Source organism: Telluria sp. BA11, assembly GCF_056680305.1.
Window position 1 is genome coordinate 927335 of record NZ_CM155275.1, and the last position, 12261, is coordinate 939595.

10 protein-coding genes are annotated in these 12261 nt (G+C 67.1%); all 10 read right to left on the bottom strand.

Annotation, left to right across the window (positions count from 1 at the left end):
- Positions 1 to 7: 7 nt before the first annotated feature.
- On the bottom strand, positions 8 to 1903 hold the full coding sequence (locus tag AC1MGT_RS04055) for an ATP-binding response regulator (RefSeq protein WP_499503112.1): 1896 nt from the start codon (positions 1901 to 1903) through the stop codon (positions 8 to 10).
- Entirely contained in the window at positions 1900 to 3276 is a 1377-nt protein-coding gene (locus AC1MGT_RS04060; protein WP_499503113.1) for an ATP-binding protein, read from the bottom strand. The genes AC1MGT_RS04055 and AC1MGT_RS04060 overlap by 4 nt, the downstream gene beginning before the upstream one ends.
- Positions 3273 to 4301 (bottom strand): ATP-binding SpoIIE family protein phosphatase, encoded by a 1029-nt coding sequence (locus AC1MGT_RS04065; RefSeq protein WP_499503114.1) that lies wholly within the window; start codon positions 4299 to 4301, stop codon positions 3273 to 3275. Before AC1MGT_RS04065 ends, AC1MGT_RS04060 begins: the two co-directional genes overlap by 4 nt.
- A complete protein-coding gene (locus tag AC1MGT_RS04070) occupies positions 4289 to 4756 on the bottom strand; it encodes an anti-sigma regulatory factor (RefSeq protein WP_332531010.1) in 468 nt (155 codons plus the stop codon). Before AC1MGT_RS04070 ends, AC1MGT_RS04065 begins: the two co-directional genes overlap by 13 nt.
- Positions 4756 to 5112, bottom strand: a complete 357-nt coding sequence (locus AC1MGT_RS04075; RefSeq protein ID WP_183555342.1) for an STAS domain-containing protein — start codon at positions 5110 to 5112, stop codon at positions 4756 to 4758. The genes AC1MGT_RS04070 and AC1MGT_RS04075 overlap by 1 nt, the downstream gene beginning before the upstream one ends.
- Before the next feature lie 10 nt (positions 5113 to 5122).
- Positions 5123 to 5989, bottom strand: a complete 867-nt coding sequence (locus AC1MGT_RS04080) for an STAS domain-containing protein (protein ID WP_183555343.1) — start codon at positions 5987 to 5989, stop codon at positions 5123 to 5125.
- A gap of 127 nt (positions 5990 to 6116) precedes the next feature.
- On the bottom strand, positions 6117 to 9293 hold the full coding sequence (locus AC1MGT_RS04085; RefSeq protein WP_499503115.1) for an efflux RND transporter permease subunit: 3177 nt from the start codon (positions 9291 to 9293) through the stop codon (positions 6117 to 6119).
- The gene (locus tag AC1MGT_RS04090; protein ID WP_499503116.1) at positions 9283 to 10455 is read right to left on the bottom strand and encodes an efflux RND transporter periplasmic adaptor subunit; all 1173 of its coding nucleotides are present in this window, start codon (positions 10453 to 10455) and stop codon (positions 9283 to 9285) included. Before AC1MGT_RS04090 ends, AC1MGT_RS04085 begins: the two co-directional genes overlap by 11 nt.
- Positions 10452 to 11732 carry a TolC family protein gene (locus AC1MGT_RS04095; RefSeq protein ID WP_499503117.1) on the bottom strand — a complete coding sequence of 427 codons (1281 nt, stop codon included), beginning with the start codon at positions 11730 to 11732 and terminating at the stop codon, positions 10452 to 10454. Before AC1MGT_RS04095 ends, AC1MGT_RS04090 begins: the two co-directional genes overlap by 4 nt.
- 82 nt (positions 11733 to 11814) lie before the next feature.
- The gene (locus AC1MGT_RS04100; protein ID WP_499503118.1) at positions 11815 to 12171 is read right to left on the bottom strand and encodes a cation efflux protein, CzcI family; all 357 of its coding nucleotides are present in this window, start codon (positions 12169 to 12171) and stop codon (positions 11815 to 11817) included.
- Positions 12172 to 12261: the final 90 nt, after the last annotated feature.

Here is a 12261-nt window from a genome sequence, read left to right on the forward strand (position 1 = left end):
AACCGGGTTAGCCCCGGAGCGCCGCTTCCAGATCCGACAACTCGGCCGGCTTGACCAGGTGCGCATCGAATCCGGCCTCGTGCGCGCGGCGGCGGTCTTCCGGCGACCCGTAGCCGGTATGCGCCACCAGCCGGATGTGCGCCAGTTGCGGATTGCTCTTGATGCGGCGCGCCACCTGATAACCATCCACACCGGGCAAGCCGATATCGAGCACGATCACGTGCGGCTCGTGGCGCGCGGCCAGCTCTTCGATCTCGTTGGCGTCGGCCGTGGTGTGCGCCTCGTAGCCCATCTCGGCCAGCAAAAAGCCCATCATCTCCATCGCATCGACATTGTCGTCCACCAGCAGCACGCGCATGCCGCCGCTCTGCGACTCGGGTGCGGATGACGGCGCTGAAGCATCATCCGCGCCGGCGCCAACATGCAGCAGCGGCAGGTCGACGGTGAACGTGCTGCCAAGGCCGATGCCTTCGCTGGTGGCCGACAGGTGCCCGCCATGCAGTTCAAGCAGGTGCGACACCAGCGACAGGCCGATGCCCAGGCCTTCCGGCGCGCGGTCGGGCGGCACCTCGACCTGGGTGAACATGCCGAAGATGCGCGGCAGGTTGTCCCTGGCGATGCCGATGCCGTTGTCGCGCACCGAAATGCACACGCGCGCACTGTCGGTAACGCGTACGGCCAGGTGGATTTCGCCGCCAGTGGGCGTGAACTTGGCCGCGTTGTGCAGCAGGTTGCCGACCGACTGGGCCAGGCGTACCGGGTCGCCCGAGACCCAGATCTGGTGGTCCGGCTGCTCGACGCTCAGGTGGTGCCCGCGCGCGTTGATCAGCGGTGCGGCCGTCTCGATGGCCTGGGCGATCACGCCGTTGATGTCGACTTCTTCATTGCGCAGCACGATTTTTCCTTCGGAGATGCGGGCCACGTCCAGCAGGTCGTCAACCAGGTGCGCCAGATGATCGACCTGGCGCGTGATCACGTCGCGTGCATGCGCCTGGCGCTCGGCCGCCCCTTCACCGATGGCACCCAGCAGCGCGGCCGCGTTGCGGATCGGGCTCAGGGGATTACGCAGCTCGTGCGCCAGCGTCGCCAGGAACTGGTTCTTGTTGCTGTCGGCGGCGCGCAGCAGCGCCTCCATCTCGCGCCGGCCCGTGATGTCGCTGGTCACGCGCGCCACCCGCACCACCTGGCCGCGCGCATCGCGCACCGGGAACACGCGGTCGCGTACCCAGCGCACCTGGCCGTCGGCGCCGGCGATGCGAAACTCGTCATCGTAGTGGGCTTCGAACGCCACGCGTTCCCAGCGCGCCGCCATGCGCGCACGGTCGTCCTCGTGCACGGCGGCGAGCCAGTCGTCGGGCTGCTGGCCCAGCGCCTCGGCGCTGCGGCCCCACACGGTGGCATACGCCGGGCTGACATACACCACCTCGCGCGCCGGCACCGAGAACATCCAGAACACGTCGTCGATATTGTCAGTCAGCTGGCGGAAGCGTTCTTCGCTGTCGCGCAGGTCGACCTGGATCTGGCGCATGCGCAGCAGCGCGTTGACGTTGGCGATCAGTTCATCGGCCTCGATCGGCGCGGCCAGGTAATTGTCGGCGCCGCCTTCCAGGCCGCGGATCTTGTCGGCGCGGCCCGTCAGCGCGGCCGACGTCTGCAGCACCAGCACCGTGCTGCTGTCCGATTCGGCCTTGATGCGGCGGCACACTTCGATGCCGTTGATGTCGGGCAGCTTCACGTCGAGCAGCACCAGCGCCGGCAAGGTGTTGCGCACGATTTCCAGCGCATCGGTGCCGTTGGCCGCTTCCAGCACCTCGAAGCCGGCGCTTTGCAGGATGCGGGTCTTCGCGTAGCGCGCGCCGTCGTTGTCGTCAACGTTGAGAATCTGGGTCGGATGGGAGTTCATGATCCTGTGGTATCAAATGCTGATGGCGTCGGCGCCAGGCTGCGCGGCAGGGTCAGCGTGAAGGTCGAACCGACACCGACGGTGCTGGCCACGTCGACCCGCCCGCCAAGCAGCTCGGCCAGCTTGCGGCACAGGGGCAGACCGAGACCGGTGCCCTTGCTGCGCCGTTGCAGCGGATGCTCGATCTGGCTGAATTCTTCAAAAATGAGTTGCAGGTTGTCGTGGCTGATGCCGATGCCGGTATCGGCCACGGCAAATGCGATGGTGTCGGCCTCGGGATCATGCGCGGCAAACACCAGCACCGAGCCCTGCTCGGTGAATTTCAGCGCGTTCGAAATGAAGTTGCGCAGGATCTGCGAAATCTTGCCTTCGTCCGAGTACAGGGGCTCGTTCACGCCCGACGGCTCGAACACGAGTTCGACGCGCGCCTCGTCCACCAGCGGGCGCAGCATCCCCTTGAGCGCGCGGAACAGGTTCTCGACCACCACCGGCTCGACCTGCACCTGCACCCGCCCCGCTTCGATCTTGGCCAGATCGAGCAAGTCATTCACCAGCTCGGACAAGTCGCTGGCCGCGGTGGCGATGAAGCTCACCTGGCGCTCCTGCTCTTCGGTCAGGTCGCCATCCATCCGGTTGAGCAGCAACTGGGCCAGCGCGCGGATCGACGACAGCGGCGTGCGCAGCTCGTGGCTCGTGTTGGACAGGAAGCGCGACTTCATTTCGTCGGCGCGGCGCAGGCGCTCGGCCTTGTCTTCGATCTCGGCGTACAGCGCCACGATGCCGCGGTTGGTGTCTTCGAGTTCGCGCGTGAGCGACATCAGGTCCTCCTGGCGCTCGCGCAGCTCGGCCAGTGTCGACAGCAGTTCCTGGTTCTGCATCTGCAGCTCGTGCAGGGGACTCGCGTCCGGGCTGTCGGCCAGGCGCGCGCCGATTTCAGCCAGCCGCGCCGGCGTGATACGCTCATGCGCCGGCAGCGCCTTGCGCACCGTGACGTTGGCCGCGCCGGTTTCACCGGGGTCGACTTCGCACGCGTCCATCAGGCGATGGGCGGTGACGATCGCCAGTTCGCGCAGCGACTCGGGACCTGTTTCGCCGAACGTCGGATCGCTCGAGCGGCCATTGCGCGGCCGCCCGGCGCTGACCAGGACTTCGAGATGCTGGCGCCCGTCGCGTTCACACAGCTGGAACACGGCGCGCCCGCCGGGGCCCTGGTAGCTGGCGCCGCGCGCTACTTCGGACACCGCCGTGCCAACGCGCACCTGGTCCTGTTGCGACAATCCCAGCATGGCCGAGATCTGGCGCGCACGCTGGCGCACCAGCACCACATCCTGCTCGCTGTCCAGGCCAACGCTGAGGATGCGCAGAGATGTCATGCGAGGCCTGCTACCCGGCGCACGACAACGACCATCGCGTCGTCACGGCCGCGAATGAAGTCGCGCATCAGCACCGCGGCGATCAGCGCCGGCGCGCGCCCGTGCAGGCCCGGATACTTGTGCAGATCCCACTGGGTCTGGATGCCGTCCGAGCACAGGATGCACAGCGCCCCGGGCGGGAACGGCACCGAAAACTCCTGCACCTTGCGCATATTGGCGCCGACGATGCCGTTGTGCGACACCAGCGCGCGCCGGTCGTCGTCGATCACGACGCCAGCAATATTGCCCACGCCGGCGAAACTCAGTTCGTCCTTGTAGAAATCGATGCGCGCCGCCGCCAGCGCCGCGCCGCGCGTACCGCGCAGCGCCTCGTGCGCCACGTGCACCATCTCGCCGGCGCCGACCGGGCCACGCTCGGCCAGCGCATCGATCGCTGCATTCGTGGCCGCCGCTGCGTTCGGGCCGTGACCCAGCCCATCGCACGCCAGGATGGTGGCGCCATCGTCGCCGCACGAGACGGCCCAGCCGTCGCCGCATTCGTCTTCGCCGGCGATCGGCGCCCACAGCGCGCCCACTTCCACGCCGCTCGGATGCGGGGCCGGCTCGTCACGCCACAGGCGCATGAAGAATGCCGTGCCTTCGCCGCGCCGCGTGTACACGTCGAACTCATCGGACAGGCGCAGCAGCGCGCCCAGACCCGTGCCAGAGGTGCCGGCACTCGAAACGCCATCGAGCAGACAGTTATCGATGTCGGCGATGCCGGGGCCCTTGTCGAGAGCCAGCACGTCCACACCAATGCCGGCCGGCGACTGCGCCGGACCGACGTGCATGGCGCCTTCGCCGGCGTGCTTGAGGATATTGGTGGCCGCTTCGGTGATGATCAGGGCCAGCTGGCCGGCCTTGACTTCATTGAAGCCCAGCGAGTCGGCGACCTTCTGGCCGGCGCGGCGCACGGCCGCGACATCGCTGGCATGGGTGAGGTTGAAGACGAAGTGCGACGACTGAGAACTGATCAGCGTTTCCATTTGATAATCAGCACCGCGGTGCCCTCCTTCGGACGGCTGTCGATGTCGAATTCGTCGACCAGCCGCTTGGAGCCGCCCAGGCCGAGGCCCAGGCCGCCGCCAGTGGTGAAACCGTCACGCAGTGCGCTTTCGATATTCGGGATGCCCTGGCCGGCGTCGACGAACAACAGCCCGATGCCAAGGCGCGCGCCGTCGTCGAAGGCATCGAGATGCACCTCGCCGCCGCCGCCGTATTTGATGGTATTGCGTGCGAGTTCACTGGCCGCCGTCACCAGCTTGGTCTGGTCGACCAGCGAGAGACCGATCGCCACCGCGCGTTCACGCACCTGCTTGCGCACGCCCACCACATCTTCATCCGAGCGCAGGCGCAAGGTCACGCGGCCGGTACGCTGCGCGCGGCGATGCTCCAGCAGCGGTGTCTCGAACAGCACCGTCTGGGTTTGCGCGTCGACCATTATCGATAGCTCTTTCCGAGCAGGGCCATGCCCTTCTCGACATTGAGCGCCGTCTGAACGCCATGCAGGGTCAATCCGAGTTCGACGAGCGTGATCGCCACTGCCGGCTGCATGCCCACCACCACGGTACGTGCATCGAGCACGCGCGCCATGGCGGCGGTGTTACTGATCATGCGGCCGATGAAGGAGTCGACCAGGTCGAGCGCCGAGATGTCGATCAGGACGCCTTTGGCGCTGTCGCTGACGATGCGCTGGGTCAGGTCGTCCTGCAGTTGCATCGCCAGGCGGTCATGCATGTCGACCTGGATCGTCACCAGCAACAGGTCGCCCATGCGCAGGATCGGGATACGTTCCATAGCAATCGCCTCAGGCTGCGTTCTTGATCATGATCGACGCGCCGGTGCGTTCGAGCGCGACCAGGAAGGCGTCGGCCAGCGTGGCCTTGGTGATCACGTCTTCCAGGTTCACGCCCAGGTGCACGATGGTTTGTGCGATCTGTGGCCGGATGCCGCTGATGATGCAGTCGGCGCCCATCAGCCGCGCGGCCGCGATGGTCTTCATCAGGTGCTGCGCGACGAGCGTGTCGACGGTCGGCACGCCGGTGATGTCGATGATGGCGATGATGGCGCCCGTGTCGACGATCTTTTGCAGGATGTTTTCCATCACCACCTGGGTGCGGGCCGAATCGAGGGTGCCGATCAGCGGCAGCGCCAGGATGCCGTTCCACAGCTTGACCACAGGCGTGGACAGCTCGAGCAGCTCCTGCTGCTGGCGCACGATGATCTGGTCCTTCGTTTTCTGGAACACTTCGATCGTGTACAGGCCCAGCTTGTCGATCAGCGTGTTGACGGTCCAGGAAGCGATGGCCAGGCCATCGGCATCGGTCTCGAACACGTCGCGCAGGCGCGCGAACAGCGGCTGCTTGAGCGAGAACACGAGCGTTGCCGTTTCGGCCGGGGTGGAGCCGGCCTTGGCGCGGGTGGCCGAGATTTCGCTGAGCAGGTCGCGCACTTCGTCCCACGAACGGTGCTCGATGTTCTCGAGTTCACCGCTGCGGGTCGCGACAGCGAACGCCTTCAGCAGCTGCTGGCAATGGGCGCGCAACTGCTCGCGCGCCGCGCCGCTGCTGCGCACCGTGATCGACTCCAGCTGGGCGAGCCATTCTGCGCCAATCCCTGATTCTTCTGCAAGAATCGCCTGGCTGATACGGTCCGCATAATCGTTCATGCTCATCTGTCGTGTCCTCAAATAATAGGTGGCGCCGCACAATATCCCGCCCATTCCGGGCTGATGTGGCAGAGTGCTGGTAAAAATCCAACTATACCATTTTCAATGTAGACAATCCTCCTTGTTCTGTTGGCTAGAGGATATTTTTGCGCACCCCGCGCACTCTTGCGCGATGGGCCCATTCATACAGCACGGGCAGCAATAACAGGGTCAGCACGGTCGACGACAACACCCCGCCGATGACCACGGTGGCGAGCGGGCGCTGGACCTCGGCGCCGGTGCCGGTCGCCAGCGCCATCGGCACGAAGCCCAGCGAGGCCACCAGCGCCGTCATCAGCACCGGCCGCAGGCGCGCCAGGGCGCCATCGCGCACCGCCTCGGGTAGCGCCATTCCCTCTTCGCGCAGGCTGCGAATGAACGCGATCAGCACCAGGCCATTGAGCACCGCCACACCCGAGAGCGCGATGAAGCCCACCGCCGCCGACATCGACAGCGGGATATCGCGCGCCCACAGCGCGGCCACGCCGCCGGCCAGCGCAAACGGAATCCCGGTAAACACAAGCAGGCCATCGCGCAGGTTGTTGAAGACCAGGTAGAGCAGCACAAATACCAGCAGCAGCGAGGCCGGCACGATCAGGCGCAGGCGCTCGGCGGCGGCGGTCAGGTGCTCGAACTGGCCGCCCCAGGCCATCCAGTAGCCGGGGGCAATCCGTACGTCTTCGGCGATGCGTGCCTGCGCCGCGGCGACGAACGAGCCGATGTCGCGCCCGCGCACGTTGGCGGTGATGACCACGCGGCGCTTGCCTTCTTCGCGACTGAGCTGGTTCGGGCCAGGTGCGACGTCGAAGGTGGCGATTTCGCCCAGCGTGATGAAGCTGTGTCCTGCCTCCCTCGTGCCGGGCAATGCCACCGGCAGCCGGCGCAGCGCGTCGATGTCGCCGCGCAGGTCTTCCGGCAGGCGCACGACGATGTCAAAGCGGCGGTCACCTTCGAACAGGGTCCCGGCCACGCGCCCGGCGGTGGCGGTCGCGATCATTTCCTGCACATCGCCGATGTTCAGGCCCATGCGCGCGGCGCGTTCGCGGTCGACCCGGATCTGCAGGATCGGCAAGCCGGACGTCGCCTCGACCTGCACCTCGCTCGCACCGGGCACAGTGCGCAGACTGGCCGCGATCTGGCCGGCGGTTGCTTCCAGCACCGCCAGGTCGTCGCCGAACAGCTTGACGGCGACGTCGCTGCGCACGCCCGAAATCAGCTCGTTCACGCGCAGCTGGATCGGCTGGCTGAATTCGTAGCTGTTGCCGGGCAGGCGTTCGAGCGCCGTGCGGATCGCCTCTTGCACGGCGGCGCGCGAACGCCTCGGCTTGGGCCACGCGGATTCGGGCTTGAAGATGATGAAGCTGTCGGCAACGCTCGGCGGCATCGGGTCGGACGCGATTTCGGCCGTGCCGATGCGGGCGAACACGCGCGCGATCTCGGGCACCTCGCGCATCAGCGTCGTCTCGATCTGCTGCTGCATCCTGACCGACTGGGTCAGGCTCGTGCCCGGCACACGGACCGTCAGCACGGCCATGTCGCCCTCATCGAGATTCGGCGCAAATTCGGTACCCAGGCGCGTGGCCATCAGCACCGCCAGAGCGATCACCAGACCGGCGAACACCAGCACCACGGCGCGGTTGGCCAGCGCATAGTCGAGCGCCGGCGCGTACCAGCGGCGCGCGGCCAGCATGACGCGGCTGTCCTTTTCGTCGACCTTGCGGCCGATGAACAGCGCCACCGCGGCCGGCACGAACGTCACCGACAGGATCATCGCGCCCAGCAGCGCGAACACCACCGTGAACGCCATCGGATGGAACATCTTGCCCTCGATGCCGGTGAGCGCAAAGATCGGCAGGTAGACGATCATGATGATCAACTGGCCATAGATCAGGGGCCGCCTGGCTTCGCGCGCCGCGGCGAAGACTTCGGCAAAGCGCTCTTCGCGGCTCAAGAGGCGCCCGAGCCGGTGCTGGGCGCCCGCCAGCCGGCGCACGCAGTTTTCGACGATGACGACGGCGCCGTCGACGATGATGCCGAAATCGAGCGCGCCCAGGCTGAGCAGGTTGGCGCTGACACCACCGGCCACCATGCCCGAGAATGTAAACAGCATCGCCAGCGGAATCACCAGCGCGGTGAGCAGCGCCGCGCGCAGGTTACCGAGGAAGAAAAACAGCACCGCGATGACGAGAATCGCGCCCTCGACCAGGTTCTTGCGCACGGTGGCAATCGCCTTTTCGACCAGCACCGTGCGGTCGTAGACGGTGACCGCCTTGACGCCCTTGGGCAGGCTACGGTTGATCTCGAGCATGCGCGCGTCGACCGCCTGCGCCACCTTGCGGCTGTTCTCGCCGATCAGCATGACGACGGTGCCCAGTACCACCTCGACGCCGTTCTCGGTGGCCGCACCGGTACGCAACTCGCGCCCGATGCCCACTTCGGCGACGTCGCGCACGCGCACGGGAATCCCGTTGACGCTGGTGACGACGATATTGCCGATGTCGTCCATCGACGCGGCCTGGCCCGGTGCGCGCACCAGGTACTGCTCGCCCTCGCGCTCGATGTAGCCGGCGCCGACATTGCTGTTGTTGCGCTCGAGCGCGTGCACGATGTCGATCAGTTCCAGCCCGTACGACGACAGCGTGGCCGTGTTCGGGGCCACCAGGTATTCCTTGTCGAAGCCGCCAATGGAATTGATGTCGGTGACGCCCGGCACCGTGCGCAGCTGCGGCTTGATGATCCAGTCCTGGATCTCGCGCAGGTCGGTCGGTGTGTAGGGCGTGCCATCGGGCTTCTTCGCCCCCGGCTCGCTTTCGACCGTCCACTGGTAGATTTCACTCAGGCCCGTGGCGATCGGGCCCAACGCCGGTACCACGCCGGCCGGCAGGTTCTCGCGCGCGTCCTGCAGGCGCTGGCTCACGAGCTGGCGCGCAAAGTGGATGTCGGTGCCTTCGTCAAACACCACCGTCACCTGCGACAGGCCGTAACGCGACAGCGAGCGGTAGGTTTCCAGGTGCGGCAGGCCGGCCAGCACCGCCTCGACCGGATACGTGATGCGCTGCTCGACCTCGAGCGGCGAGTAGCCCGGAGCCGCCGTGTTGATCTGCACCTGGACGTTGGTCACGTCGGGCACGGCGTCGATCGGCAGGCGGCCATAGTTGTAGATGCCGATGGCGGCCATCGCCAGCACGGCCAGCAGTACGAGCCAGCGCCGTTCGATACTGAGCGCAATGAGACGGTCAAACCACGTGGTGGCTTGCAGGTCAGTGTTCATGGCTGGCCTCACCCTTGCCCTGCTCGGCCTTGATCGTGAAGCTGCCGCTGGCGGCGTAGGTGTCGCCCGCGCTCAGGCCTGCCGTGATTTCGGTGAAGCGTCCGTCCGAGCGTCCCGTGCTGACAGGCTGCGCGATGAAGCCTTCCTTGACGCGCTTGTAGACCACCTGGCGTGCATCGAGCGTCTGGATTGCTTCGCGCGCGACCGCCACCGGCACGTCGCTCGAACCGGTCACGATGTCGACGTTCACGGCCAGGCCTGGCCGCCACGCGGCGCCCGGATTGGCCAGCACCACGCGTGCCTTGGCCGAGCGCGACGCCTCGCCTACCAGTGAACTGACAAAACTCACCTTGCCGGGCGCCGTCGTGCTTGATGCGATCGAGCGGATCACGGCGGTCGTTCCGACGCGCACGATGTCCAGGTCGCGCGCCGGCACCACCACATCGGCCCACACGGTCGACAGGTCGGTCAGCGTGAACACACGCGTATCGGCGCCCACCACTTCGCCCAGCGTGATGTGCTTTTCGACGATGATGCCGTCGAACGGGGCGCGGATGGCGAGCAGGTTCGAAGCGCCGCCACCGCCCGCGCCCAGCGCCTGCAATTGCTGGCGCACGGTGTCGCGCGCAACTTCGGCCTCGATCAGTTCCTGCTCGGCTTTCAGCAGATCCTGGCGGGCCGTGATCTTTTCTTCCCACAGCGTGCGCTCGGTCGCAACAATCCTGCGCGCATAGTCGACGCGCTTTTGCGCGGCCGTCAGCGCGCCCCGCTGGCTGGCGATATCGGCGCTGGCGATGCTGGCAAGGATCTGGTCCTTGTGTACCTGCTGGCCCAGGTCGGCGCTGACATCACGCACCGAACCGGCTGCGCGCGGCGTGACGTGGGCGGTGCGGTCTTCGTTCAGCGCGATCTGGCCCGGCATGCGGATGAAGGTGTCCAGGTGCTTCGGGCCGGCCGTGGCAACCGTGATACCGGCCACAGTGATCTGGTTGGGCGTGAAGTGGATGACGCCATCGTCGGCGTGCGCTTCTTCTTTTTCCTCAGCGTGTTCGGCATGCTCGTCCCCTGCCGGCTGCGCGCGCTCGCGCAGCATGACAAAGGCGGCCAGCGCCAGCGCGACGGCCAGCATGATGACGATGATGCGGGTTTGCTGCTTGTTCATGGGTTCTCCTGCACGGCTGCCTGCCCCAGCAGGCGTGCGATATCGGCCTGCGCGCGATGGCTTTCGGCGACGGCATTGAGGTATTGGTAGGTGGATTGCGCCAGCACGCGCTGGGCGTCGAGCACGTCGATCAGGCCGAACTTGCCAAGCTCGAAGCCGCGGCTGGCGGCGCGCTGCGCGTCCTGCGCGCCCGGCAGGATGTCGGTCGCGATCAGCGCGCATTCGGCCAGCGCTGTAGCAAGGCGTGCATGCGCCTGACCCAGTTCAGCGCGCAGGCGCGCAGCTTGCGCATCCTGTTCGTCCTGCGCCTTGTCGACGCGGCGCAGCGCATCGAGGACGGCGCCGTCGTTGCGATTGAACAGTGGCAGCGGCACCGACAGGCCCAGCACGGTGCGGTTACGGGCATCCGGCCCTTCGCGCTGGGCGCCGACGATCACGCTGACGTCCGGCGTGCGGCGCGCCTGTTCGAGCCGGGCCAGCGCCTGCCTGTGCTCGATGTTCACCTTGGCCTGGCGCATGCCGGGTGCGGCGTCCAGTTGTGCCAGCAACCGGTCGAGCGGCGGCAACGTGGGCAGCGTGACGGTATCCGGTTCGACGACCACGAGTCCGCGTGCATCGCCTGCCCACAGCGCCGCGAGCTGGATCCGCGCGGCCTCCAGCGCGCGCGCCGCCTGCAGCGCCTCGATGCGCGCGCTACCCTGCGCCACACGGGCGCGGGTCTGCTCGACCGGTGACAAGGTGCCGGCATCGACCCGCTTGCCGGCGGCATCCAGCGCGCGGCCAGCGAGATGCACCAGTTCCTGCGCCATGCGTTCGCGCGCCAGCGCAGACACGACGTCGTGGAACGCGGCAATCACATCGGCGCGCACGCGTGCCTGCTCGGCGTTCAGCGCCAGCGCCGCCAGCTGGCCTTCCTGGCGCGCCGCATCGATGCGCGCGGCGCGCTTGCCGCCCAGTTCCACTGGAATGGTCAACAACGCCGTGGTCGTGCGGCTGTCTCCCCGCGTTCCCTCACGCAGCAGCTCGAGTTCGGGGTTGGGGCGCGCCCCGGCCTGGGTCAGTGCGCCCTGTTGCGCGGCGACTTCCTGGCCGGCCGCGCGCAGCGTCGGGTTCAAACGCAGGGCCAGCGCGACGGCGGCGTCGAGCGTCAAGGGCTGCATGGGTACGGCCACGGCGGCAGCCATGGGCGCGGCCTGGGCGGCAAGTGGCAGGCCAATGGAGGCCAGCGCGCACGCCATGGCGAACGCCGCCAGCGGCGGTGTCAAACGGTGTTTCATGATGGTGCTCCGAACGGGTGAATGTCCGGCGAAGGCAATCGGGCGGCCGCGCGTGGCGGGCCGGCGATGGATGTTCGCCGCGCTAGATGCGCAGCAGGCGGTCGGGCGGTGGGATCAGGTCGGGCACGTGCGAGACGTAGCGCCGTGTTTCGCCGCGCAGGTGCGGCGCCCCCTTGGGCAGGGGCAGATTGGGTTGCGACGACAGGACCGCACTGGCCGACAGATGGTGGCAGGCGTCGCAGTCGTTGCAGGGGTCGACCGGGCTGGCGTCGTCCTGGCTGGCAGCCGATGACGCGCTCGCGGTCGAGGACGAATGCTTGTGGGTATGGTGGCCCGGGTGCATGGTCTTTTCACTGTGCGTGCAATAGGCAGCGCCCGCCGCCCAGGCAGCCTGGAAAGGCATGGCAAACAGCAGCAGGATAAGGAAAAGACGGCGCATCGGATCGGTTGTTGTCGAATGGCGCGCGACCGGATGATCGCGCGCCAGATGCCATTAAATACCCTGTAGCGGCTTGAGGGTCAAGGATTA

Coding starts and splice junctions, on each gene's coding strand:
- AC1MGT_RS04055 (WP_499503112.1), bottom strand. CDS start 1,903: ATGAACTCCCATCCGACCCAGATTCTCAACGTTGACGACAACGACGGC.
- AC1MGT_RS04060 (WP_499503113.1), bottom strand. CDS start 3,276: ATGACATCTCTGCGCATCCTCAGCGTTGGCCTGGACAGCGAGCAGGAT.
- AC1MGT_RS04065 (WP_499503114.1), bottom strand. CDS start 4,301: ATGGAAACGCTGATCAGTTCTCAGTCGTCGCACTTCGTCTTCAACCTC.
- AC1MGT_RS04070 (WP_332531010.1), bottom strand. CDS start 4,756: ATGGTCGACGCGCAAACCCAGACGGTGCTGTTCGAGACACCGCTGCTG.
- AC1MGT_RS04075 (WP_183555342.1), bottom strand. CDS start 5,112: ATGGAACGTATCCCGATCCTGCGCATGGGCGACCTGTTGCTGGTGACG.
- AC1MGT_RS04080 (WP_183555343.1), bottom strand. CDS start 5,989: ATGAGCATGAACGATTATGCGGACCGTATCAGCCAGGCGATTCTTGCA.
- AC1MGT_RS04085 (WP_499503115.1), bottom strand. CDS start 9,293: ATGAACACTGACCTGCAAGCCACCACGTGGTTTGACCGTCTCATTGCG.
- AC1MGT_RS04090 (WP_499503116.1), bottom strand. CDS start 10,455: ATGAACAAGCAGCAAACCCGCATCATCGTCATCATGCTGGCCGTCGCG.
- AC1MGT_RS04095 (WP_499503117.1), bottom strand. CDS start 11,732: ATGAAACACCGTTTGACACCGCCGCTGGCGGCGTTCGCCATGGCGTGC.
- AC1MGT_RS04100 (WP_499503118.1), bottom strand. CDS start 12,171: ATGCGCCGTCTTTTCCTTATCCTGCTGCTGTTTGCCATGCCTTTCCAG.